Source organism: Streptomyces sp. NBC_01622 (genome assembly GCF_045209635.1).
Taxonomy (GTDB): Bacteria; Actinomycetota; Actinomycetes; order Streptomycetales; family Streptomycetaceae; genus Streptomyces.
The window spans coordinates 5,969,019-5,991,415 of record NZ_CP109293.1 but is presented as its reverse complement, the minus strand read 5'-3'; the positions used below and the strand labels follow the sequence as shown (position 1 = coordinate 5,991,415).

The window sequence follows — 22,397 nt, the reverse complement described above, 5'->3', positions numbered from 1 at the left end:
CCGATGCCGTGGATACTGCATCTGTGACCGCCCCAGGCACCGAGGTCCCCTCGAACCCCAAGCGCCCCGCGTGGCTGACCCGCAACGTGAAGGTGCTGTGCGGGGTGTCCTTCCTCCAGGACGCGGCCAGCGAACTCCTCTACCCGATCCTGCCGATCTTCCTGACCGTGGTGCTGGGCGCGCCGCCCGCCGCGGTCGGGGCGATCGAGGGGGCGGCGGAGGGGGCCGCCTCGCTCACCAAGGTGGCCGCCGGTCGGCTGGCGGACCGGTTCGCCCGGCGTCCGCTGATCGGTGCGGGGTACGGCCTGGCCGCGGTGGGCAAGCTGCTCATCGCGCTGGCGACCGCGTGGCCGCTGGTCCTCGTCGCCCGGGTCACCGACCGGCTCGGCAAGGGCATGCGCGGGGCGCCGCGCGACGCCCTGCTCGTCGAGGGCGTTCCGAACGGGCAGCGCGGCAGGGTGTTCGGGCTGCACCGGGCCGCCGACACCGCCGGCGCGGTGGTCGGCCCGCTCGTCGGGCTGGTCCTGTACGAGGCGCTGGACCACCGGTTGCGCCCGCTGTTCTGGATCGCCGTGATCCCGGCGGTCGCCTCGGTCGCGCTGGTCGCCGCCGTCCGCGACCCCCGAGCCGGCGGGAGGACGGGCGGCTCCTCGACACGGGCGACCGCCACCCGTACCCCCTGGCGGTCCCTGCCGCGCCCGTACTGGCGGGTCCTCGGCGTGCTGCTCGTCTTCAACCTCGTCAACTTCCCCGACGCGCTCCTGCTGTTGCGCGCCCACGACCTGGGCCTGTCGACGGCGGGGGTGATGGGCGCGTACGCGGTCTACAACCTCGTCTACGCCGCCCTGTCCTACCCCGCCGGAGCACTGTCCGACCGGCTCCCGCGCCCGCTGGTCTTCGCCGCCGGTCTGTTCTTCTTCGCGGTCGGCTACCTGGGCCTCGGCCTGATCCACAGCCCCTGGGCGGTGTTCGTCGTACTGCCGCTCTACGGCGGGTTCGCGGCCTGCACCGACGGCGTCGGCAAGGCCTGGATCTCCACGCTCGTCCCCGACCACCAGCAGGGCAGCGCACAGGGCCTCTACCAGGGGGCCACCGGCGCCGCCGTACTGCTCGCGGGCGTGTGGGCCGGGCTCGCCTGGGGCACGGACGGCCACCTCCCGCTGCTGGTCTCCGGGGCCATCGCGCTGGCCCTCGCGGGTGTGCTGCCGACCGTGACCCGGTCCAGTTCCAGCCATCGCTAGTGACAGGTTCTGGTCAAGAGCGGCCCAAATGCCGGACTCTTCCGCCTCCCGGTGATCGGGTCGTCCCCGACGGCTGTATCCGTGCCCGCTCGGGAGGACCTGATGTCACAACCGACCCGCAAGAGACGTTGGTTCACGATCTGTGCCATCACCGCATCCGCCGCACTCGTGGCGATACCCGCCGGCGCCGCGCCCGGCTCGCGCGGCACCCCCTTCGGGGCCCGCGCACTGGCTCAACTGGCCGCCGAACGCGGGCAGTCGGTGGGTGCGGTCAGCCCCAAGGCCAAGGCCGAGGACGACGGCGGTGACGACGGCAACGAGGCCGACGAGATAGCCGAGGGCGCGGACCAGTACGCCGAGGCCCGCACCTCGCCCGGCATCGTCGCACCGGGCGCGTACGGAGCCGCCTGGACGAGTCTGGCCAACCTGTCCAGCACCGGCGGCAGTTGGCGCAACATCACGAACCTGCCGTACAACTCCGACGATGCGCGCTACCGCGACTACGACTCCAACTCCAGCGGCGGCTCGGGCAATGTGACCGGCCGGATGGCCGCGATGGCCGCCGACGACGACGGGTACGTGTACGCGGGCAGCGCGGGCGGCGGCGTGTGGCGGTCCCGGTCCGGGGGCGGGCACTGGCAGCCCATCAGCGACAAACTGCCCGCCCAGTCCACCGGCGCGCTCGCGCTGGACGGCGCCGGACGGCTGTGGCTGGGCACCGGCGAGGCGACGACCAACGCGGACGCGTATCTCGGCAGCGGTGTCTACGTCCTGTCGAACCCCCGCCACGGCACGTTCTCCACACGCAGCCGGGTCGGCGGCGACGAGCTGGAATCCACGACCATTCACGAACTGCGCTTCGGCGGCGGCAAGGTGTGGGCCGCGACCAGCGAGGGCGTGTGGAGCCACTCCACGAAGACGCTGAAGGGCGCCTGGAAGCTGGAGTTCGCGCCCAACCCGGCCTATCTGCCAGGTGGTTCACTCGCGAACGACGCCTCGGCCGCGTACAAGAACATCGCCAACGACATCGCGATCGACCCGAAGAACCCCTCCAAGGTGGTCCTCGCGGTCGGCTGGCGCAGCGGTGACGACTACAACGGCTTCTACACCAAGGACTCCAGCGGCACCTGGACCCGGATCACCAGCGGCCTGGGCGACCTGCCCGCCGACGCCGACAACGTCGGCAACGTCACCTTCGCCCGCTCCGCCGACGGCTCCCGCTACTACGCCATCGACCAGTCCCCGGAGCAGCTCAACACCAACCCGGACAGCGGTCTTGAGGGCATCTACGTCTCCAAGTCCGGCGCCCCGACCGGCCCTTGGACGAAGATCGCCGACTACAAGGGCCTGGCCGCCGACGGTTCGGCACTCACCTCCAGCGGCTACATGCCCGGCGTGCAGGCCTGGTACAACCAGTTCCTGACCGTCGACCCGGCGAACGCGGAGCACGTCTACGCGGGCCTGGAGGAGGTCTACGAGACGAAGGACGGCGGCACCAACTGGTCGACCGTCGGCCCGTACTGGAACTTCGGCTTCCCCTGCTGGAGCATCGACCCCACCAAGCAGACGGGCGACTGCAGCCCGACCACCCACTCCGACCAGCACGGCGTCGCGATCGGCAGCTACCACGGCAAGAGCTTCGTCTACGTCGGCAACGACGGAGGCGTCTACAAGCGCCCGCTCGCCGGCTCGCAGGACGCCTCCGGGCACGCCACCGACTGGACCTCGCTCAACGACGGCACCATCGACACCCTCCAGTACTACTCGGTGGGCGTCGGCAAGGACCTGACCTACGGCGGCGTCTCCGTCACCGGCGGCCTCCAGGACAACGGCCAGTCGATCCTGCGCAGCAACGACAAGGTCATGGGCTCCAACTTCGGCGGCGACGGCGGCGACACCCTCACCGACCCGGCCAACGGCTGCAACATCGCCGAGGAGTACGTCTACCTCTCCATCCAGGTGACCCAGAACTGCGCCGTCAACGACGGGAGTTGGGTCACCGATCCCAGCAAGATCACGTCGTACAACGTCGCCCCCGCCGACAACGCCACCGGTGAGGCCCGCTTCATCGCCCCGATCACGGCAGACATGAAGAACAGCTCGACCTGGATCGCGGGCGGCCGGCACATCTGGGTGCAGACCCACGGCTACGCCATCCGCAGCGGCGACGAGTGGACCAGCGTCTACGACCTGGGCGCCGGGCGTACCGCGACCGCCGTCGCGGCCTCGGGCGGCAAGGTGTACGCGGCCTGGTGCGGCCCCTGCAACAACCAGGGCTTCGCCCGCGGCATCTCCGTCGGCAACGCGGACGGCACCGGCTGGCACGACATCACCCTGCCGAGCACGGGCGCGGACGGCACCGTGCCCAACCGCTACCTCGCCGGCTTCGCCGTCGACCCGAAGAACGCCGACCACGTCTACCTCGCGGTCAACGGCTTCTCCCGGCACTGGACCGAGGGCCCCGGCGCCGGTGTGGGCCACGTCTTCGAGTCCACCGACGGCGGCACGACCTGGAAGGACATCTCGAAGAACCTGCCCGACGTGCCGACCGACTCCGCGGTCGTCACACCGAACGGCGGCCTCGCCGTCGCCACCGACCTCGGCGTCGTCTACCGCGCGCCGGGCCGTACCACCTGGAAGCGCGTCGGGAACCTCCCGGCCGTCGCCGTACTCCAGCTGAAGCTGAGCCCGGACGGCAAGACGCTGTACGCGGCCACCCACGGCCGCGGCATCTACACGATCGGCGTGCACGACCTCCGCTGACGCGGAGACGGCCGACAGGGGTGACTCCGGACCACCGGGGTCACCCCCGCGTCGTGTACGGCACCACACTCAGGTGCAGCGTGAAGGCGGTCCGCGCCGCGCCCGCCACGTCCGGCGCCTTCGCCGACGCGGTGACCTCGGCCGCGCCGGCCCGGGTCCCCGCACAGCGCAGCGAGGCACGGGCCGTACCGTCCGGATCCACCCGCCAGCCGGACACGAGGACGAACACCGGCGCGGAACTCCGCACGGCCGTCCACCGCTTGTCGTCCAGTCGCGGCCTCAGTACGAGCGACACCACGGTCCCGGGCCGCACACAGAGCCGCCGCGCGACCGCGTCACCGGGACCGACGACGACCTCCGCACGCCCGGCGGCACAGTCCCCCGCCGTAGCGGAGGAGCCGGGCGCCGACACCGACGGACTTCCCCCGGTGGGACTCGCGCCGCTCTCCGACGCCCCTCCCACCGATCCGCCACCCGCCGACGCGTGACACCCCGCCAGGACGACCGCCACGGCGACCGTCCAGACTCCGGCCCACCACCGCATCCCGGCACCTCCCGGCCCGCGCGTACAGGACGACCACCAGCATGCCCCGGGGCGGGCCGTCCTGGGCGGGTCAGAGGGTGACCAGTACGCCGTCCAGGGTGACGGTGGACCGGGCCGAGGTGCTGCCGGCAAGGACGCGCAGCTGCACCTTGTGGGACTTGACCGTGGTGCCGAGGGTGCGGGTGAACACCACTTGGCGGTAGGCGGTCTTCGCGGCGTAGGTGTTGACCGTGCCGACCGTCTTGCCGTCCACCACGACCGCGAAGCGGCCTCCGTCGGACTTCTTGGTCGCCACGACGCGCAGCTGGGTGCCGTTCGCCGTGAAGGAGACGTACGCGCCCTTGGCGGCGGAGGTGCGCACGGTGCCCGCCCACGCGGAGGCCGCCGACGCCGACTTCCAGGTGCCCGTGTAGTGCAGGGCCGTGGCCCGGTCGTCGAGCGGGATGCCCGTGGTCGCCGTCTTGCTCCACGCGCCGGTCTGGCCGGCGTCGTCGTGGGCGCGGACATAGAAGCGGTAGGTGACTCCGGGCACCGGCTTCACGGGGCTGCCCGCCTTGCCGAAGGTTGCCGACGTCGCCGTGGTGGCGGTACGCCAGGTCTGCAGCGGCCCGAGCGTCCAGGCGCCCGCGCTGTTGCGGGTGGTCACCCGCCAGGCGATGTCGTACGACTTCACGCCCGCCGTCTTCGCCGACCAGGTGACCGGCACGGACGCGGTGGTTCCCGCGCTGCTCGCGACGGCCGGTGCGGTGACGGTGGCGGCGGGGACGGTCCGGCGCAGGGTCACCTTGCCGGTGGCGTCGGCCGCCGGCCGGCCGGTGACCGTGTCGGTCGCGGTCAGCGTCCAGGTGTACGCGCCCTCGCCGGCCGCCGTGCCGGTCTGCGTGGTGCCGTTCCACGACGGTGCGACCTTGCCGGTGGAGCTGGTGCCGGTGAGTGAACGCACCTGTGTGGAGCCGGACTTGAGGGTGAGCGTCCAGCTCACCGGACGGTCGTAGGTCCAGCTGGGGGTCCAACTGTCGGACGAACCGTCGCCGTTGGGGCTGAAGCCGGCCGGGGTGGTCGCGGCCCGCGCGGCGGTGGGGACGCCCGCCCAGGTCACGTGGGTGACGCCGGAGTCGTCCGTCCAGGCCGCCCAGGGTGCGTCACGGTCGACCGTCCAGCGTTCGGCGGCGGCGGTGTTGGCCCGGTCGGGGAGCGTGAAGAGGGCGTGCGCGGTGGTGTCCGTGCCGGTCAGGGACTGGGCGTTGAGCGTGACGGCGGCGCTGCCCGAGGCCTTGGTGAAGGTGTAGAGGACGTCCGTGCCGAGGATCGGGCTGCGGACGAAGGCGGAGGCGTCCACGGTGGTGGTCGCCGAGCTGCCCATCGTGAGGAGCAGGCCGGTGGAGGAGGTGGCTCCGCAGGTGGTCAGCAGGATGCGGGAACCGCGCACCTGGAGGCCGCCGGGAAGGCAGTTGACGGTGGCGACGGTGGTGACCGCGCCGGTCGTGATGTCGGTGCGGTGGATCGACCAGGTGGACGTGGTGCCGTTGCGCTCCGAGGCGTACAGGGCGCCGTCGTACAGGGTGGTGCCGGACGGCACGCGCTGGGAGTGCCCGTCGGCGAAGGTGTAGAGGAGCAGGGTGCCGTTGGACGCGGTGGTCTTGTCCGAGAGCAGCGCGTGCGCGCCGTCGAAGTCCGCGACCGTCACCACCGAGGTGTCCGGGTAGTCCAGCGGTGTGCCGACCTGCGTGCCGTTGTCGTAGACCTGGAACTGTCCCGCGCCGGAGGCGTCCGTCTGCTCGACCAGGACCCGTCCGCCGGCCGCGGCCAGCGTCTGGTGCACCGGGCCGCCGGAGTACGCCAGCACCCGGGACGGCGTGCTCGCCGAGGCCCCGGACGAACCGACCGTCAGATCCGAGCGGAGCAGGACTCCGTCAAGGCGGGCCGAGTTGTCGGCGGTGTAGAGCGCGCCGCCGGACAGGGCCAGCGCGTCCAGCCGGGCGGGTCCGGCGGGGATGGTCGTGGCGTCGCCCGCGGTGGTGGAGACGCGGCCGTCGGTGAGGGTCTGGATCGCGGCGTCGACGTCGGGCCGGTACAGCGAGGTCCGCATCCTGCCGTCGTCGCCGACCGCGACCTCGCGGAAGGTGCCGCCGAGGTCCTTGGCCGCCGTGGATCCGTCCCTGGGTATCGCGAGCAGTTCGTTCGAGGCGTCGGAGTCGTTGCGCTGGTACCAGGCGAGGCTGTCGTCGCTGATCCAGCGGGCGCCTGCGACCGGCAGGGTGACGGTGGCCGGGCCGTCGCCGGGCGCCGAGCGCTGCCACTCGGTCAGGGTCGCGCCGTCGACGACACCGAAGTGGTCCGGGGTGAACTCCAGGGCCTGCGGCAGTTCGCCGGTGTCGGGCTCGGCCACGGTGACCGTCGAGCCGGTGGCGAAGTCGACGTAGACGATCTCGTAGCCCCAGCCGGGCGCGGTCCGCCGCAGCACCAGGGCGCCGTCGGCGTCCGAGTCGAGGACCTCGTACTGCTCGTCGCCGGAGAGGACGGTGCGGTCCGTGGCGCCCGGGGTGCGCAGCACCAGGCGCACTCGGTAGGCGGAGGCGTCGTCGTAGTAACTCTGCTGGACGAGGATGCCGTCGCCGGCCTGTCCTCGGTAGCGCTCGTCGCCGGCGGCGCCCGAACTGTCGTAGGCGACCGGGAGGACGTCCTCGGCGCCGGAGCCGAGGTGGCGCAGGGTCACGTGGTCGGCGAGATCGCCGTTCGGGTTGGTGGAGGTGGCCGCGGCCACGACGCCGTCCTGGACGGACACCGCGTGGACGGTCACCGTCTCACCGGTGTCGGCGAGCCGGCCGAGGTCCTGCGGGGTGCCTCCGGCGACGGCGAGCCAGCCGTGCGCCGCCGTGTCGGCCGCGGTCGTCTGCCGCCAGACGACGGCCTGGCCGGAACCGGACAGGTCGGTGGCGACGGGCACGGAGGTCGTCCGCGCTGGGAGTGTCGTCGACACGTCGGACGCGGTCTCGGGTGCGGCGACGGCCGGGACGGTGGCGACGGCCTGGGCCACGGCGAGGGCCGTGAGGGCCGCTACCGGGACAGCGAGGAAGCGGCGTCTGTGGGAAGGCATGGCAGCCCGATCTCTCTTCGAACCCTCTTCGAATCCCACTTCGAACGGCTTCGAGTGGCTTCGAACATCAAGGCGGGGATTGTCACACGGAGATCAGATCCGGCCGACGGCGGGATGCCGTTCGTACAACCGGGGGTTCGGCGTGGGGAGTTCCACGGTGATGCGGAGTCCGCCGGTGGGGCGGGGGGTGAGGGTGAGGGTGCCGTCGTGCGCGTCGGTGATGGTCTTGACGATGGCCAGGCCCAGGCCGACGCCCGCCTGGTCGGTGTGGACGCGCTCGGTGCCGCGCTGGAACGGTTCGGTGAGCGTCGGGACCAGCTGCGGGGTGAGTCCCTCGCCGGTGTTCTCGACGGTGAGCGCCACCGCCCTCGGGCGGACCTCGGTGGTCACCCGCACGGTGCCCTGCGCGGTCAGGTTGTGGACGATCGCGTTGTGCAGGAGGTTCGTGGTCAGCTGCAGGAGCAGCGCCGACGATCCGGTCGTGGGGGTGATGTCGCCGCCGGTCTCGACGGTGACGCCGTGCTTCTCCGCGAGCGGCAGCAGCGTCTCGGTGGCCTCCTCCGCCAGGAGGGACAGGTCGACCTGTTCTGGAGTGAAGGACCGCTGGTCGGCCCGGCTGAGCAGCAGCAGGGCCTCGATGAGGTCGATCGCCCGGGTGTTGACGGCGCTGAGGCGGCCGATGACCTCTCCGGTGTCGCAGGCCGGGTCCGTGCGGGCCACGTCGAGGAGCGTCTTCGAGATGGCCAGCGGGGTGCGCAGCTCGTGCGAGGCGTTGGCCGCGAACCTCCGCTGGCCGGCGACATGTGCTTCGAGCCGCGCGAGCATCGTGTCGAAGGAGTCGGCGAGTTCGCGGAACTCGTCCTTGCTGCCCGGCAGTTGGATCCGGTGGGAGAGCGATCCGGTCGCGGCCAGCCGGGTGGCGCCGGTGATGCGGGTCAGCGGGGCGAGCATCCGGCCGGCGAGGAACCAGCCCCCGACGAGCCCGAACACCAGCAGGCACGCCAGCGAGACGGCCGCGATCGGGGCGAAGGCGCGCACGACGGCGCCTTGGTAGCCGGGCATGAGGATCAGCCCGATATGCGGCACCCGGCTGAGGAACACCCACACGGCGGAGAGCAGCAGCACACCGGCGACCATGAGGAACCCGGCGTAGCTGAGGGTGAGTTTGACGCGGACGCTGAGGCCGGGGGGCCTGTCCATGGGACCGGGGGATCTATCCATGGGTGCCTCCGTCGGTTGCGGCTCCGCCGGTTGCTGTGTCGATGCGGTAGCCGACGCCCGGCACCGTGGCGATCAGCCAGGGTTCGCCGAGCCGTTTGCGCAGTGCCGAGACGGTGATGCGGACGGCGTTGGTGAAGGGGTTGGTGTTCTCGTCCCAGGCCCGCTCCAGCAGGTCCTCGGCGCTGACGACGCCGCCCTGGGCGGCGACGAGGACCTCCAGCACGGCGAACTGCTTGCGGGTGAGCGCGACATGGCGTCCCTCGCGGAAGACTTCCCGGCGGAAGGGGTCAAGGCGCAGCCCCGCGATCTCCCACACGGGCGGCCTGTTGTGGGCGCGCCTGCGGTCGAGTGCTCTGAGCCTGAGCACGAGTTCGCGGAGTTCGAAGGGTTTCGTGAGGTAGTCGTCGGCGCCGAGTCCGAAGCCGGACGCCTTGTCGTCGATGCGGTCGGCGGCGGTGAGCATGAGGATCGGGACGCCGCTGCCGGAGGCGACGATACGGCGGGCGACCTCGTCGCCGGAGGGGCCGGGGATGTCACGGTCGAGGACGGCGATGTCGTAGGCGTTGATGTCCAGCAGTTCCAGGGCGGTGTCGCCGTCGCCCGCGATGTCGGCCGCGATCGCCTCCAGGCGCAGGCCGTCACGGACGGCTTCGGCCAGATAGGGCTCGTCCTCGACGATCAGCACACGCATGCCGTCGAGGCTACGAGCCGGCGCGTATCGGTGACGTATCGAAAAGCTCATACGCGGCGGCAACACGGCACGGCCTTGGCTGACGGCATGAATCGAGCCACCGGCACCGGGGCGGCTGCGGGGCTCGGCACCCGGCGTACGCCCACCGGGCACACCCGCGTCCACCGGATGATCCGCCTCGCCGCCCGGCCGGGGCCCTGGAAGCGTGCCCGGGTGTCGGCCGTGCTCGCGTCGGCGCTCGGGCTGCTCATGCTGCTGCACTCGTGGATCCCGAACCGGATCGGGGGGCTCGGCAGCCTGGTGGAGACCTTCCTGCCGTGGTTCGGTCTGTTCGTGCCGGTGCTGCTGGCCCGCGCGCTCTGGCGCCGCTCCGCCTGCGCGACGGTCGCGCTGGTGCTGCCCGTCGTGGTGTGGCTGAACCTCTTCGGCGGACTGCTCGGCGACAAGTCCGACGAGGCCGGCGACCTCACCGTGGTCAGCCACAACGTAGGCGCCGACAACCCCGATCCGGCCGGCACCGCCCGCGACCTGGCCGCCTCCGGCGCGGACGTACTGGCGCTGGAGGAACTGACCGCGCGGGCGAGTGGCACGTACGAGAGGGAGTTGGCGACGGCGTACCCGTACCACGCGGTGCTGGGCACGGTCGGGGTGTGGAGCAGGCTGCCGCTGTCGGACACCCGGGCGGTCGACACCGCGATGGACGTCGGGCCGCTGGCGGACACCCTGCCGGCCGGTGCCAGGGCGGCCGAGAACCGGGCGCTGCGCACCACGGTGACCACGGACCGGGGGCCGCTCGCGGTGTACGTGGCCCATCTGGGATCCGTACGCGTGCTGCCCGGCAGCGGCTTCCGCACGGACGACCGGGACCGTGGCGCGAAGGCGCTCGCGAAGGCCGTCGCCGCCGAGCCGGACAAGCGGGTGGTGCTGCTCGGCGACCTCAACGGCACCACGGACGACCGCGAGTTCACCGGCCTGACCTCACAGCTGCGCCCGGTCCAGGACGCGGCAGGGGACGGCTTCGGCTTCACCTGGCCGGCGAGGTTCCCGGTGGCACGGATCGACCAGGTCCTGGTGCGGGGCGTACGACCGACGAGGTCGTGGGTGCTGCCGGCCACGGGCAGCGACCATCTGCCGGTGGCGGCCGGGGTCAGCTGGTGAACTCGCGTGAGGGTGGACGGGGAACCAGCGTCGCGGTGAGCGTGTCGGTCAGCCACTTCTCGTAGGTAGTGGTGGACCAGCCGCGGCCCGCTGTGAGTTGGGTGAACAGTTGGGGGCCGGCCAGGGCCCAGACGATGTCCACGAGGTGGGCCGGATCCGCGTCACGGGCCAGCGCGCCGGTTTCGTCGAGGTGGGTGACGAACATGGTGACGCCGGTGAGGCGTTCCTGCTCGGCGGTGTCCAGGACCTCGCCGACGTCCGGGCCGGCCTGGGTCAGGAGGGCGAACAGGGCGGCGACCCGTTCGTGGATTCCGCGTACGTACGCGGCGTAGAGCCGGAGCTTGGTGTCCAGTTCCCGGATCGCCAGGAACTCCTGGACCTGGGGACGGTCGGCCATGGGCACCGGTTCGTCGTCTCCGGCGAGCGTGATGTCCCACAGGGCCTTGACCATGCCCGGCTTGCCGCCGAACGACTTGTACACCGTCTCGGGGGAGACGCCCGCCCGCTCGGCCACGGCCCGCACGGTCGTGGCGTGGTAGCCCTCCCGGAAGAGCAGCTCGCGGCAGGCCGTCAGCACCGCCGCCCGGTTGCGGCGCGCGGCCTCGCGGCGGCCCTCGGAGTTGTAGGACCGACGTGGCGTCGTGTCTGCCATCGGCACACCATCCAATTCTGTTACAGTCGACTGTATCGAATACTGTCCGGTCGCCGGAGGCTCGTATGTCCCGTCCCGCGCCCACGCAGGTCGCCGCCGGTGTCCACCGCCTCGGCGACCACGGCGTCAACTTCTACCTGATCGAGGACCCCGACGGCCTGGTCCTGGTCGACGCGGGACTGCCCGCGCACCTCGGGCAGCTGCGCACCCTGCTGGCCGGCCTCGGCCACTCGGAGTCCGACATCCACGCCGTACTCCTGACCCATGGCCACCCCGACCACACCGGGCTGGCCCGCCCCCTCCAGGAAGCGGGCACCGACCTCTGGATCCACGCGGGGGACGCCGCGATCCTGCGCGACGGCCCGCGCAGCGCGATGAAGCACGCCAAGCCCGAGCGGTCGATGCTGCCGTATCTGCTGCGCAGGCCCGCCGCGCTCGCGCTCCCCCTCGCGCTGGCCCGTTCCGGGGCGTTCACCGCCCGCCCGGTGCTCGGTGCGCGGGAGTTCGACGCCGACCGGGTGCTGAAAGAGGTCCCGGGCGCGCCGCGGGCCGTCGTGCTGCCAGGTCACACACCCGGCAGCGCCGCGTACTTCTTCGCGGACCGGGGGCTGCTCTTCACCGGCGACGCCCTGGTCACCGTCGACGGTTTCACCAAGCGCACCGGTCCCACCCTGGTGAGCCGCTGTTTCACCCACGACAGCGGGGCCGCGCTCGCCGCCCTCGACCGTCTGGACTTCCTGACGGCGGACCTGGTGCTGCCCGGCCACGGCGAGCCCTTCACCGAGGGCGTCCGGGCCGCCACCCGACAGGCCCGGGAGTTCGGCGTCCACTGAACTCCCGTATCACCCAAGCCAGTTGTTCCGAATCTTCCGACCCATGCCAATCCATGCCCTGCGAGGACACGACATGACAACTGCACTGCCGAACGACGGCGCGGAGACGGCGGACTACTACCGCCCGCGCGTCCTGCACGTCCCCGCCGAGAAGGGGGTGGTCAAGTGGATGTCCGGCGATGTCTACGAGACCTTGGCGACGGCCGACTCCACCGGCGGCGCACTCGGTTTCACGGTCTGCTGGGTGCCCCCGGGCGGCGGACCGATAGCCCACGTGCACAAGAGCGCCGACGAGTCCTTCTACGTCGTCTCGGGTTCGCTGGAGTTCCTGAACGGCGACCAGACCTTCGTCGCCAACGCCGGTGACTTCGTCTTCGTGCCGAGGGGCACCCGGCACCGGTTCCGCAACCGCACCGGCGAGCAGGCGCACATGGTGTCCTCCTTCACCCCCGGCGGGGGCGAGAGCCTGTGGCTGGAGGGTGGCGACGACCCCGTACCCGGTGCGAAGCCCGAGTTCTGGCCGCCGGAGCGCGGTCTCGCGCTGGGCCCGCTGCTCGGCCGCCCGGACATCGACATGGAGATCCTGCCCGAGGAAGCGGACCTCGGCGGGCCGGCCGAATAGGCCGGTGCGGTGAAGACGGCACAGGGACGGGAAAGGGGGCTTCCTCGTCCCTGTGCCGCCTCCGCTCAGGGGGACCGCTGGCGGAGGGGCTCCGGGTTCGGCGGAACCGGCCGGTCGTAGACGTTGTCCGGGGTGACGATCTCGGTGACCGCGCGGGCGACGAGCGAGGACGGTTCCTGGCCGCCGTAGGTGATGTCGGTGTTGAGGATGACGACCAGGGTGGCCCGCTGCGACGGGAGGTAGACGGTCACGGTCTCGTAGCCCGGGATGGAGCCGTTGTGGCCGATCCAGCCGTCGCTGTCGAAGATACCGAGGCCGTAGCCGAGGCCGGGGAATCCGGTCGGCAGGGTCTTCAGGCGCTGCTTCTGGGTCTCCGGGCTGAGCAGTGTGCCGGTGGCGACGATCTTCGCCCAGCGGTGCAGGTCGCGCATGTTCGAGATCATCGCGCCGGCCGACCAGCCCCAACTCGGGTTCCAGTCCGTGGAGTCGGCCACCGCGCCGCTCAACGTCTGGTTGGTGTAGCCGCGGGCGTGCGGCTCGGGGAACTCGCGGACGTTCGGACCGTCGGGGAACAGCGTGTGGTCGAGGTGGGCCGGGCGGAGCACCCGCCGGTCGATCACGTCGGCGATGTGGTGGCCGGTGACCTTCTCGACCACCAGGCCGAGGAGGACCAGGTTGCTGTTGTTGTAGACGAACACCTTGCCCGGTGCGGAGGTGTTGCGGTGCTTGAAGCCGTACGCCAGCAGCTCCGGCGGGGTGAACGAGCGGGTCGGGTCGCTCAGCAGGTCGTGCACGAAAGCGGGGTCGGAGCTGTACGGGAACAGGCCGCTGCGCATCTCGGCCAGGTGGCGCAGGGTGATGCGGCGGCCGTTCGGTACGCCGTGGATGTAGCGGGCGATCGGGTCGTCGAGGCGGATCCGCCCGTCGTCGACGAGCTGGAGCAGCGCGGTGACCGTGAAGGTCTTGGTCTCGCTGCCGATCCGCGAGTAGAAGTCGGTGCTCATCGGCTGCCCCGTGGCCTTGTCGGCGACGCCGGTCGCACGGACGTAGCAGCCCTTGCCCGGCATCCACAGTCCGACGGCGACGCCGGGAATGCCGGCCTGGCGGCGGACGTCGGCGACGGCCTTGTCCAGCCGGGCGGTCGTCGTACGGCCGAGGCCGCCCGGGCCCACCGGGCAGTCGTCCCGGTCGGCACCCGTGCGCTGGACCGCCGAGGTGTGAGTTGCCGTGGTCACGGCGGATGCCGCCGCCGTAGAAGTCAGTACGGACGCCGCCAGCAGCGCGGCTGCCACCAGGCGTCGGGAAGGAGTACGTCGCATGCCGGGGCGCTTCTTCCGGTTGGGGGGGTTGAGGTGGCCACGCCACCATCCGGAGTCCGGCGGAGGGTCCTCCTGCGTTGCGCGTCCCCGCGAGTCCACTCGATCGGACGGACGTCCGTCACACCGAAGGGCACCCGCCCGCCGGCACCGACGGGGCGGGTCCGCACCCCCGTGCCGGACCCGCCCGTCCGGGGCCGGTCCACGTCCCGGCTCTCCTCACACCCGCCCTCAGGGCCTGATCCGCACTCCGCCCCTCCCCGGCCCCGCCCTCAAGGCCCCGTTCGCCCGGTCGCGGGCTGCGCGTTCGGCCTGCGTGAGCGCGGGCCGGTTCCCCGTTGGTATCCCTTACCGGATGGATGCTCACGCGGCGGTCGCCGCGGGTTCCGCACTGGGCCGACGGGCCCGCGTCGCCTGGCTGTTACGGGTCAACCGCCTGCCGGCCGAGGAGAGTTCGCTGAGATCCCTGCCGGCCTGCTCGCCTGACGACTGGGACCAGCTGGTGGACGGCCCGTGACCGGGGCGGGTGGTCATTTCCCGTACGCCTTACGGAACTTGGCGATGTCGTCGGCCGTGACGCCGTTCGCGCCGCACACGGGGACCACGCCGTCCTTGGCGGCCACGATGTACCGCTCGCCGTTCGAGAACGTGAGCGCCTCCGGCCGGCTGGTGTCGCTGTCGAGGACGACCGTGCGGGCGGTGCCGCCCTTCAGCCAGTGGTCGACGCGGAAGGTGACCACGGTGCCCTTGATGGACGTGACCGTGCCGAGGAAGAGCGTCGGGTACCCGCGCAGGGTGTCGGGGGTGGGCGCCACGCACTTGGCGGAGCCGCCCTCGGCGGTGAGTCTCAAGGCCCCGGAGGCGGCCGAACTGCCGCTGTGCTTGGCCTGGTTGCCACCGGTGTTCGCCGTACCACCGCCACCGCCACCGCCACCGCCGCCGTTCGCCATGACCCCGACCCCGATGCCGCCGCCGAGCACGAGGAGCCCGACGGCCGCCGCGAGTCCGAGGAGGTGCCGGCGGGGCCGTACCGCGGGCACACCGGCGTTGACAGGGGCTGTGGCCGTAGGTGTGACAGTGTTCAAGGTGGCCTCCACAAGCTGATCGATGTCGGGCGGCGGAGCACTACGGGTCAGTGCGGGGTCCGCGGCCTTCAGCCGGGCCAGCAACTCGTCGTCGTTCACTGACCGCTCCTTCCTTCATCGCTCTTGTGTCCGGGCCGTCCGCCATTCTTTCGCCCCAGCTGGGCGGCGAGTCTCGCCTTCGCCCGATGCAGCCGGATGCTCACCGCGTTGGGGGTCGACCCGGTCGCCTCCGCGATCTGCCGCGGCGCGAGCCCCTCCCACGCCCACAACCGCACCACCTCGCGGTCCGCCGCCCCGAGGGAGTCGAGCGCGGCATGCAGCTCGCTGTGCTCGGCGGCTTCCTCCGGAGCCCGCTGCTGGGTCCTGATCAGCCGCTCCACCAGACGGAGCCTGCGCCCGTCGGCCCGGCGGGCGTTCGCCAGGCAACCCCGAGCCACCCCGTAGCACCAGGGCAGTACGGCGTCGGAGTCAGGAGGGGACGCGGAATCGTCGCCGAGCCCGGGGACGTCGTCGATACGGCGCCACAGCACCAGCAGCGTCTCCGAGAGGACGTCCTCGGCCGTCTCGGTGCTCGCACGCCGCAGCAGATACCGGTGCAGCGGTTCCACCACCACCTGGGCCAGCCCTTCGAAACGCGCCCGCCGCATCCGGCGCGTCTCCTGTTCCGTCATGGATTCCACGACCTGTCCTGTCCGGCGCCGGCCGGTTCCTTTCACCGCCGGACCGGATCATTCCCCCGCACGGAACTCGGGCCGCCGCATCCCGTGCAGATTGCCGTAGGCGGCCCTGGCCGGCGGGGTCCAGCCGGCCAGGAGTGCGGGGTCGGGCCGGTACACCTCGATGCCGAGCGGGCGGCAGACGTCCAGGGGGTCGCGCGCGTCCGGGCCCCAGAGGGGGACGGACAGATCGCCGCCGGGGCAGGTCGACAGCGCGCACAGCAGGTCGGTCTCGGCGAAGAACTCGAAGTGGTCGCCCACGCGGGCCGGGCAGTCCTTCATGAAGTACTGGTCGTCGTCGTTGAGGCCGGTGCACTGGAACACGTTGAGCACGTCGTGCACGTCGAACTCGGTGAGTCCGTACGGCAGGACGGCCCGGACCAGGTTCGAGTGGCAGTGGAAGTCGAAGTCCTCGCCGGTGAGCATCCGGTTGACGTACGGGTCGCACCGGGTGCCCAGCAGATCGTGGACGCGTCCGCCGTCGCCGTCCACCCCGTAGTCCGCGAGGGTGTCGGCGGTGACGGTGAGCAGGGGGCGCAGGAACGGCAGGGTGGACCAGATCCGGTCGTAGGTGGAGATGTGCGCGCGCTGCAACTGGCGGGTGCGGGCGGCCCACATGCGTTCGCGCGGGTCGTGCAGGTTCCACACGTTGAGGTCGCCGACCTGGGGGCCCTCGACGGTGACGATCCGGCACAGGTGTCCCTGCGGGACGGTCCAGGCGCGGCCGGAGCGGATCGGGATCTCGAAGGAGTCCACGAGTTCGTGGCGCACCCCGGCGAAACGGTCGTAGAAGGCGCGGTCGACGTCGAGGGCACCGCCCTCGCCCGCCTGGTAGGCGGCTGCGGCCTTGGACCCGGCGGGCGCCTCATCCGCCCCGGTCACTGTGCGGGAGGTCATCGCTTGCCTTTCACTGCCGAAGTCGCACTGTTTGTATGGGAGTTGGCCGTACGAGAACTGGCTCGTACGGCGTCCAGCACCGTCCGCTCCGAGTCGTCGAGGTAGACCCGCAGCGCGGCCGTGGCGGCGCTGCGCCGGCCGCCGCGGATCAGGTCGCAGATCTCGCGGTCGCGGGCGACCCACGGCGCCTGGAAGGCGCCCTGGTCCGCCATCACCGCGAAGGCCAGGCGGAGTTGGGCGATCGTCACCCGGAAGAAGCCGTCGAGGCGGGCGCTGCCCAACAGGGCCACCAGCGACTGGTGGAAGCGCAGGGACGCGGTGCCGACCTTGTCCCACGCCTCGGCGTCCACGGCGAGTTCGGCCGCGGCGACCTTGGCCTCCATGGCGTCGAGCAGGGGTTCCGGGGCGAGCGGACTCGCGTCGACCGCGCTGAGTTCGAGGGTGCGGCGGGCAATGTAGATGTCCGTCACGTCCTCGGCGGACAGGGTCTTCACCGCGGTGCCCTTGTGCAGTTGCTGCACCACCAGGCCCTCGTCGTACAGGGTGCGCAGGGCCTCCCGCAGGGTGTTGCGGGAGACCCCGAGTTCGGCGGAGAGCGCCACGTCCCGCAGCGGGGTGCCGGGCGGCAGTTCGCCCTCGACGATGCGTTCGCGCAGCACGTCGGTCACCAGGACGGGCCGCCCGGCGGAGGCCGCGCTGTTCAGAGTCGACATGGCCCCACCCTAACGCACGATCTGTTGAACAAAACAGGGGCCGACGACAGTCGCTCACACGCACTCCACATGCCGCTTCCAGGGAAATTCCGACCTTTTACTTGACTGAAACACCGAGGCGTCACCATCATCAGCAGCCAGATTGTTCAACAGTTTGCAGCCCGCCCCCGTCTCCCGGTCGAGAGGCCTCCTCATGCGCGTGACCCTCCTCAGCTCCCTCACCGCCGGCCTGCTCCTCGCCCTGTCCGGCTGTTCGAGCGGCTCCTCTTCGAGCGACTCGGGCACGATGACCGCCGGCACCCTGACCGTGGGATCGGACCTGACGTATCCGCCGTACGCCTATCTCGACGGGAAGACCCCGGCAGGCTTCGACCCGGACATCTCGCGCGCGCTGGCCAAGGCGTCCGGGCTGAAGCCGACGTTCGTCGACACGCGGTTCGAGCAGCTGATCGCCGGGCTCGGCACCGGGCACTTCGACGTGATCGCCTCCGACCTGTACATCACCGACGCGCGGAAGAAGCAGGTCGACTTCATCCCGTACTTCACCACCGGCAACTCGATCGTGGTGCAGACCTCGGGCGGCTACCGGCCGACCGTGGTCACCGACCTGTGCGGCAAGTCCGTCGCCGTCATCAAGGGCGGGCAGATCGTCGAGAAGCTGCGCGGCGACGCGAGCACCCAGTGCGGGGCGAAGGGTGAAAAGGCGGTCGACGTAAGGGAGTTCGGCACCGATCCCGAGGGCACTCAGGCGCTGCTGTCCGGTCAGGTCGACGCCCAGGTCACCGACGGTGCCGTCGCCAAGGCAGCCGCCGACAAGACGAACGGCAGGCTCACCATCTCCAGCAAGACGCTGATCTACCCGGTCCAGTCCGGCCTCGCGGTCAAGCGCGGCGACGCCACCCTCAAGAAGACCCTCACCACCGCACTCGACGAGCTCAAGCGGGACGGCACCTACGCCGAGCTGCTGAAGAAGTACAACCTCGGTCAGGCCGAGGGGAGTTGACCGACGATGGGCAGCTTCGACTGGCACTACACGATCGGTCTGTTCGGCGACGCCGACCTGTGGCGGGCGGCCCTGCTCGTCGTCGAACTCGCCGTCTCCGCCTGGGTGATCGCCACCGCGCTGGGCCTGCTCGTCGCCCTCGCCCAGCAGTCCCGGCTGCGTCCGCTACGGCTGCTGGCCGGCGCGTACGTCTGGTTCTTCCGCAGTCTGCCGCTGCTGGTCCTGCTCATCTTCGTCTACAACTCCCCCCAGCTCTTCCCCGACTTGAGGCCCTTCCTGTCGAGCCCCTTCGCCGCGGGACTGGTCGCGCTCGTGCTCAGCGAGACCGCGTACACCGCCGAGATCCACCGCGGCGGACTGCTCGCCGTGGGCAAGGAACAGGGCGAGGCCGCACAGGCGCTCGGCATCCCCTACGCGGGGGTCCAACGCCATGTGGTGGTGCCGCAGGCCTTCCGCGTCGCCCTCCCCGCACTCGGCAACGAGTTCATCAGCATCCTCAAACTGACCTCCCTGGTCAGCTCCATCTCCCTGGCCGAACTCCTGCTGGTCGGCCAGCGCCTCTACACCCAGAACTTCCTGGTCCTGGAGACCCTGCTCGCCGTGGCGGTCTACTACGTCCTGCTCGTCACCCTCTTCGACCGGCTCCGCGCCCTCCTCGAACGCCGCCTGGACGTGCGAAAACGCCGCACGAAAGCGGCAGTTGGCGACACCCCGGAGGACAGAGCACCGACCGCGCCGCGGCGGACCCGGCCCCGTGTCCCGCACTCCGGGGAGGCGGTCGTACGCGCCCGGGGCCTGCGAAAGTCCTTCGGCGCGGTCTCCGTCCTGAACGGGGTGGACCTCGATGTGCACCGCGGTGAGGTGGTGGCCGTCATCGGACCTTCCGGCTCCGGCAAGACCACCCTCGTCCGCACCCTCAACCACCTCGAACAGCCCGACGCCGGCAGCGTGGAGATCGACGGGCGGCCGATGGGCGGCCGCGACCGTCAGCTCGCCGCCCAGCGGCGCCGCGTGGGCATGGTCTTCCAGCGGTTCAACCTCTTCCCGCACCGGACCGCCCTGCAGAACATCACCCTCGCCCCGCTCCAACAGCGGCTCTACGACGGCCGGGTGGCCGCCGAGCGCCGGGCGCGGGAGCTGCTGCGCAAGGTGGGCATGGACGCCCACGCGCACAAGTACCCGCACCAGTTGTCCGGCGGCCAGCAGCAACGCGTCGCCATCGCCCGCGCGTTGGCGATGGACCCCAGCGTGCTGCTCTTCGACGAACCGACCTCGGCGCTCGACCCCGAACTCGTCGGCGAGGTCCTGTCGGTGATGGCCGAACTCGCCGCCGACGGCACGACGATGGTCGTCGTCACCCACGAGATGCGCTTCGCCCGTGAGGTCGCGGACTGGGTGGTCTTCATGGACCAGGGCCGCGTCCTCGTCCAGGGCCCGCCCGAGACCGTCTTCGACAACTCCGGGGAACCACGCCTGGAACGCTTCTTCGCGGCGATCACGAGTGCCCCGTGACCGAGAGGACGGTGCCGTTCTTCACGGACGCGTAGAACCACTCGGCATCGGACGCGTCCAGGTCGATCCAGCCACTGCCGGCCTCGTACATGTCGACGTTGTCTTTGTCGTGGCGAAGGGCGGCGCCGACGTGGACCGGCTCGTCGTCGGCGTCGCGCAGCTCGACCGCGTACGAGATCTCCGCGTCGGGGAGCCCGCGGTCAACGGCATGATCCGCATCCCGGCGATCGTCAACATCCCCTCGTACTACGAGAAGGCGGGCTCCGACCCCGAGGTGACCTCGACGCTCAGGGCCCGCTGGGGGGCGGCTGCTGTACCGGGGGTCGGACTACGGCCGGCAGCCGTTCAACCGCCGACCGAGTCCGGGGAGGAGACGGTGGCGGAGATCTGGCGGCCGGCCACCACGGGGGCGGGACAACGCTTGTCAGCGCTGGTCGACGAGGCCGCTCTCCCAGGCCCAGGCGGCGATCTCGACGCGGTTTCGGGCGGCGAGCTTGGACTGCACGTTGCCGAGGTGGGTCTTCACCGTGCCCACCGAGATGGACAGCCGGGCGGCGATCTCCGCGTTGGTGGAGCCCTTGGCCACGAGCCGTACGACGTCCGTCTCGCGTGCCGACAGTTCGGTGGGCCGGGGTTCGCGGGGTCCGGGCGAGGCGGCGCCGGACAGGCCGCGCAGGAGGCGGAGCGTGATGGACGGGCTGACCAGGGCGTCTCCGGAGGCCGCCGCCCTGATCGCCTCGACAAGGAGCGCGGGGCCGGAGTCCTTGAGGAGGAAGCCGCAGGCGCCGTCGCGCAGGGCCCGGTGGACGTACTCGTCGTCGTCGAAGGTGGTGACCACCACGACCTTGGGCGGGTCGACCAGGCCGGGGCGGGTCAGCCGGCGCAGTGCCTCAAGCCCGTCGAGCCGGGGCATGCGGATGTCCATCAGCACCACGTCCGGCCGGAGTCGTTCGGCCAGTTCCACCGCCTCCACGCCGTCCGCCGCCTCCCCCACGACCTCGATGTCGTCCTCGGCCGCAAGGATCATCCAGAATCCGGTGCGGACCATGGCCTGGTCGTCGGCGATCAGTACGCGGATCGTCATGCAGCCTTCCCTACCGGCATGGTCGCCCCGATGCTCCAGCCGCCGGCCGTTCCGGGGCCCGCCTCGACTCTGCCGCCGATCATCTCCACCCGTTCCGCCAGCCCTTTCAGTCCGAACCCGCCGCCCAGGGCGTGACCCAGCGCGGGCCGCGGCCGGCCGTCGTCCGTCACCTTGACGAGGACCCGGCCCGCCGACCGGAGCAGGCACACCTCCACCTCGGTGAAGTCGCGGGAATGCTTGCGTACGTTGGTCAGCGCCTCCATCACCACCCGGTGCACGGTGGTGATCACCTCCACCGGCAGATCGTCGAACGCGCCCTCGATCCGCAACAGCGCCCGGCCACCGCCGACCGGGGCGAACTCCTCGACGAGGGACCGCACTTCGTCGATCCCCGCCAGCGGCGCGAGCGCGGGACCCTCCATGTCCCCCTGGTCCCCACGATCCCCCTGGTCTCCCTGCCGGTCCGCGTCGCGCAGCATTCCGACCATGGCGCGCATGGAGGTCAGCGCCCGCACGCCGGCCTGTTCGATCCGTTCCAGCGCGGGCGGCACGAGCTGGGGTCGTCCGACCGCGATCGCGCGGGCCCCCTGCGCCTGGACGACGATGCCCGTGACGTGGTGGGCCACGAAGTCGTGCAGGTCCCTGGCGAACTCGGCGCGCTGTTCCAGTCGTACGGTGGTCTCCCGGCGCCGTCTGTCATCGGTCACCAGGCGTACCGTCAGGCCGATACCCAGCGCCGCCGTCGCCGCCAGGGTGAAGAAGAACGCCATGACGGCGGTGGTCTCCTTCACTCCCTCCGCGAGCGGGCGCAGCACGATCGCCGGGATCAGTGCCAGTGCTGTCGCCGCCGCCGGTACCGGTCTCCCGCGCCAGACGACGAGCGTCAACAGCCCGAGCAGCGCTGCCGGTTCGGTGAGGCCGTACGGCTCCGTGGGATAGATCCCGTTCTCTCCGACGGACCGCGCCGAGACGACGTGGAGGGCGACGGTGGTGCCCAGCGACGCCACCGCCGCGACACCGGCGGACACCGGCAGAGCTCGGGGTCCCAGCCGGGGCGAGGCGAGAAGGGCGGCGACCGCCAGCAGAGCGGACCCGAGTTTCAGCAGGCCGATCGTCGTGTCGTCGAACATGCCCCAGCGGTGGTCGAACAGGCCCAGGGTGAGCAGCAGCGCCGCCACCAGCGGCCACACCACCACGCGCGGCCGCAGCCACCACCGGAACCTCATGGCGGCGAGCGTAACCGGAGGGT

The 22,397-nt window shown here is 71.5% G+C and carries 20 protein-coding genes; 8 read left to right on the top strand and 12 right to left on the bottom strand.

Annotated features, from left to right (window positions below; genetic code table 11):
- Window positions 1–23 precede the first annotated feature (23 nt).
- Both OH768_RS27555 and OH768_RS27550 read left to right on the top strand, forming a co-directional pair.
- Complete coding sequence (locus OH768_RS27555; RefSeq protein WP_406457944.1) at window positions 24–1,241, top strand: MFS transporter; 1,218 nt, start codon at window positions 24–26, stop codon at window positions 1,239–1,241.
- A gap of 102 nt (window positions 1,242–1,343) precedes the next feature.
- Entirely contained in the window at window positions 1,344–4,004 is a 2,661-nt protein-coding gene (locus OH768_RS27550; protein WP_406457942.1) for a glycosyl hydrolase, read from the top strand.
- Window positions 4,005–4,044: 40 nt separating this feature from the next.
- Here the strand turns inward: OH768_RS27550 and OH768_RS27545 are convergent, their stop codons facing one another.
- The 4 genes from OH768_RS27545 to OH768_RS27530 form a co-directional block, all read right to left on the bottom strand.
- On the bottom strand, window positions 4,045–4,548 hold the full coding sequence (locus OH768_RS27545; RefSeq protein WP_406457940.1) for a hypothetical protein: 504 nt from the start codon (window positions 4,546–4,548) through the stop codon (window positions 4,045–4,047).
- A 70-nt stretch (window positions 4,549–4,618) separates the two neighbouring features.
- Complete coding sequence (locus OH768_RS27540) at window positions 4,619–7,645, bottom strand: hypothetical protein (RefSeq protein ID WP_406457938.1); 3,027 nt, start codon at window positions 7,643–7,645, stop codon at window positions 4,619–4,621.
- 93 nt (window positions 7,646–7,738) lie between these two features.
- Window positions 7,739–8,845: a sensor histidine kinase gene (locus OH768_RS27535; RefSeq protein ID WP_406457936.1), complete on the bottom strand. Its 1,107-nt coding sequence runs from the start codon at window positions 8,843–8,845 to the stop codon at window positions 7,739–7,741.
- 13 nt (window positions 8,846–8,858) lie between these two features.
- Entirely contained in the window at window positions 8,859–9,557 is a 699-nt protein-coding gene (locus OH768_RS27530; RefSeq protein WP_406457934.1) for a response regulator transcription factor, read from the bottom strand.
- A gap of 168 nt (window positions 9,558–9,725) precedes the next feature.
- On the opposite strand from OH768_RS27530, the gene OH768_RS27525 reads away from it, so the two are divergent.
- The gene (locus OH768_RS27525; protein WP_406465470.1) at window positions 9,726–10,715 is read left to right on the top strand and encodes an endonuclease/exonuclease/phosphatase family protein; all 990 of its coding nucleotides are present in this window, start codon (window positions 9,726–9,728) and stop codon (window positions 10,713–10,715) included.
- Here OH768_RS27525 and OH768_RS27520 read toward each other — a convergent pair.
- Window positions 10,705–11,367 carry a TetR/AcrR family transcriptional regulator gene (locus tag OH768_RS27520; RefSeq protein WP_406457932.1) on the bottom strand — a complete coding sequence of 221 codons (663 nt, stop codon included), beginning with the start codon at window positions 11,365–11,367 and terminating at the stop codon, window positions 10,705–10,707. The genes OH768_RS27525 and OH768_RS27520 overlap by 11 nt on opposite strands.
- A gap of 65 nt (window positions 11,368–11,432) precedes the next feature.
- Between OH768_RS27520 and OH768_RS27515 the strand changes: the two genes are divergently transcribed.
- Window positions 11,433–12,200 carry an MBL fold metallo-hydrolase gene (locus tag OH768_RS27515; RefSeq protein WP_406457930.1) on the top strand — a complete coding sequence of 256 codons (768 nt, stop codon included), beginning with the start codon at window positions 11,433–11,435 and terminating at the stop codon, window positions 12,198–12,200.
- Window positions 12,201–12,273: 73 nt separating this feature from the next.
- A complete protein-coding gene (locus OH768_RS27510) occupies window positions 12,274–12,822 on the top strand; it encodes a cupin domain-containing protein (protein ID WP_406457928.1) in 549 nt (182 codons plus the stop codon).
- A gap of 65 nt (window positions 12,823–12,887) precedes the next feature.
- Here OH768_RS27510 and OH768_RS27505 read toward each other — a convergent pair whose 3' ends face one another.
- Window positions 12,888–14,141, bottom strand: a complete 1,254-nt coding sequence (locus tag OH768_RS27505) for a serine hydrolase domain-containing protein (protein ID WP_406457926.1) — start codon at window positions 14,139–14,141, stop codon at window positions 12,888–12,890.
- A 352-nt stretch (window positions 14,142–14,493) separates the two neighbouring features.
- On the opposite strand from OH768_RS27505, the gene OH768_RS27500 reads away from it, so the two are divergent.
- The gene (locus tag OH768_RS27500) at window positions 14,494–14,655 is read left to right on the top strand and encodes a hypothetical protein (protein WP_406457924.1); all 162 of its coding nucleotides are present in this window, start codon (window positions 14,494–14,496) and stop codon (window positions 14,653–14,655) included.
- 13 nt (window positions 14,656–14,668) lie between these two features.
- Here the strand turns inward: OH768_RS27500 and OH768_RS27495 are convergent, their stop codons facing one another.
- Genes OH768_RS27495 through OH768_RS27480 form a run of 4 tightly spaced genes read right to left on the bottom strand, consistent with a single transcriptional unit; the run spans window position 14,669 to window position 17,549 of the window.
- Window positions 14,669–15,322, bottom strand: coding sequence for a hypothetical protein (locus OH768_RS27495; protein ID WP_406457922.1), 654 nt, complete (start codon window positions 15,320–15,322; stop codon window positions 14,669–14,671).
- Window positions 15,319–15,894, bottom strand: coding sequence for an RNA polymerase sigma factor (locus OH768_RS27490; protein WP_406465469.1), 576 nt, complete (start codon window positions 15,892–15,894; stop codon window positions 15,319–15,321). The genes OH768_RS27495 and OH768_RS27490 overlap by 4 nt, the downstream gene beginning before the upstream one ends.
- A gap of 57 nt (window positions 15,895–15,951) precedes the next feature.
- Window positions 15,952–16,836, bottom strand: coding sequence for a DUF1989 domain-containing protein (locus OH768_RS27485; RefSeq protein ID WP_406457920.1), 885 nt, complete (start codon window positions 16,834–16,836; stop codon window positions 15,952–15,954).
- Complete coding sequence (locus OH768_RS27480; protein WP_406457918.1) at window positions 16,833–17,549, bottom strand: GntR family transcriptional regulator; 717 nt, start codon at window positions 17,547–17,549, stop codon at window positions 16,833–16,835. The genes OH768_RS27485 and OH768_RS27480 overlap by 4 nt, the downstream gene beginning before the upstream one ends.
- 193 nt (window positions 17,550–17,742) lie before the next feature.
- Between OH768_RS27480 and OH768_RS27475 the strand changes: the two genes are divergently transcribed.
- Together OH768_RS27475 and OH768_RS27470 are read left to right on the top strand one after the other, a co-directional pair.
- Window positions 17,743–18,552, top strand: a complete 810-nt coding sequence (locus OH768_RS27475; protein WP_406457917.1) for an ABC transporter substrate-binding protein — start codon at window positions 17,743–17,745, stop codon at window positions 18,550–18,552.
- Between the two features lie 6 nt (window positions 18,553–18,558).
- A complete protein-coding gene (locus tag OH768_RS27470; protein ID WP_406457915.1) occupies window positions 18,559–20,064 on the top strand; it encodes an amino acid ABC transporter permease/ATP-binding protein in 1,506 nt (501 codons plus the stop codon).
- Window positions 20,065–20,488: 424 nt separating this feature from the next.
- On the opposite strand, the gene OH768_RS27465 is transcribed toward OH768_RS27470, so the two are convergent.
- Together OH768_RS27465 and OH768_RS27460 are read right to left on the bottom strand one after the other, a co-directional pair.
- A complete protein-coding gene (locus OH768_RS27465) occupies window positions 20,489–21,148 on the bottom strand; it encodes a response regulator (RefSeq protein ID WP_406457913.1) in 660 nt (219 codons plus the stop codon).
- Window positions 21,145–22,374: a sensor histidine kinase gene (locus tag OH768_RS27460; RefSeq protein ID WP_406457911.1), complete on the bottom strand. Its 1,230-nt coding sequence runs from the start codon at window positions 22,372–22,374 to the stop codon at window positions 21,145–21,147. The genes OH768_RS27465 and OH768_RS27460 overlap by 4 nt, the downstream gene beginning before the upstream one ends.
- Window positions 22,375–22,397 lie beyond the last annotated feature (23 nt).

Coding starts and splice junctions, on each gene's coding strand:
- OH768_RS27525 (WP_406465470.1), top strand. CDS start 9,726: ATGATCCGCCTCGCCGCCCGGCCGGGGCCCTGGAAGCGTGCCCGGGTG.
- OH768_RS27490 (WP_406465469.1), bottom strand. CDS start 15,894: ATGACGGAACAGGAGACGCGCCGGATGCGGCGGGCGCGTTTCGAAGGG.
- OH768_RS27530 (WP_406457934.1), bottom strand. CDS start 9,557: ATGCGTGTGCTGATCGTCGAGGACGAGCCCTATCTGGCCGAAGCCGTC.
- OH768_RS27540 (WP_406457938.1), bottom strand. CDS start 7,645: ATGCCTTCCCACAGACGCCGCTTCCTCGCTGTCCCGGTAGCGGCCCTC.
- OH768_RS27515 (WP_406457930.1), top strand. CDS start 11,433: ATGTCCCGTCCCGCGCCCACGCAGGTCGCCGCCGGTGTCCACCGCCTC.
- OH768_RS27475 (WP_406457917.1), top strand. CDS start 17,743: ATGCGCGTGACCCTCCTCAGCTCCCTCACCGCCGGCCTGCTCCTCGCC.
- OH768_RS27500 (WP_406457924.1), top strand. CDS start 14,494: ATGGATGCTCACGCGGCGGTCGCCGCGGGTTCCGCACTGGGCCGACGG.
- OH768_RS27465 (WP_406457913.1), bottom strand. CDS start 21,148: ATGACGATCCGCGTACTGATCGCCGACGACCAGGCCATGGTCCGCACC.
- OH768_RS27485 (WP_406457920.1), bottom strand. CDS start 16,836: ATGACCTCCCGCACAGTGACCGGGGCGGATGAGGCGCCCGCCGGGTCC.
- OH768_RS27510 (WP_406457928.1), top strand. CDS start 12,274: ATGACAACTGCACTGCCGAACGACGGCGCGGAGACGGCGGACTACTAC.
- OH768_RS27520 (WP_406457932.1), bottom strand. CDS start 11,367: ATGGCAGACACGACGCCACGTCGGTCCTACAACTCCGAGGGCCGCCGC.
- OH768_RS27470 (WP_406457915.1), top strand. CDS start 18,559: ATGGGCAGCTTCGACTGGCACTACACGATCGGTCTGTTCGGCGACGCC.
- OH768_RS27460 (WP_406457911.1), bottom strand. CDS start 22,374: ATGAGGTTCCGGTGGTGGCTGCGGCCGCGCGTGGTGGTGTGGCCGCTG.
- OH768_RS27545 (WP_406457940.1), bottom strand. CDS start 4,548: ATGCGGTGGTGGGCCGGAGTCTGGACGGTCGCCGTGGCGGTCGTCCTG.
- OH768_RS27480 (WP_406457918.1), bottom strand. CDS start 17,549: ATGTCGACTCTGAACAGCGCGGCCTCCGCCGGGCGGCCCGTCCTGGTG.
- OH768_RS27535 (WP_406457936.1), bottom strand. CDS start 8,845: ATGGACAGGCCCCCCGGCCTCAGCGTCCGCGTCAAACTCACCCTCAGC.
- OH768_RS27505 (WP_406457926.1), bottom strand. CDS start 14,141: ATGCGACGTACTCCTTCCCGACGCCTGGTGGCAGCCGCGCTGCTGGCG.
- OH768_RS27550 (WP_406457942.1), top strand. CDS start 1,344: ATGTCACAACCGACCCGCAAGAGACGTTGGTTCACGATCTGTGCCATC.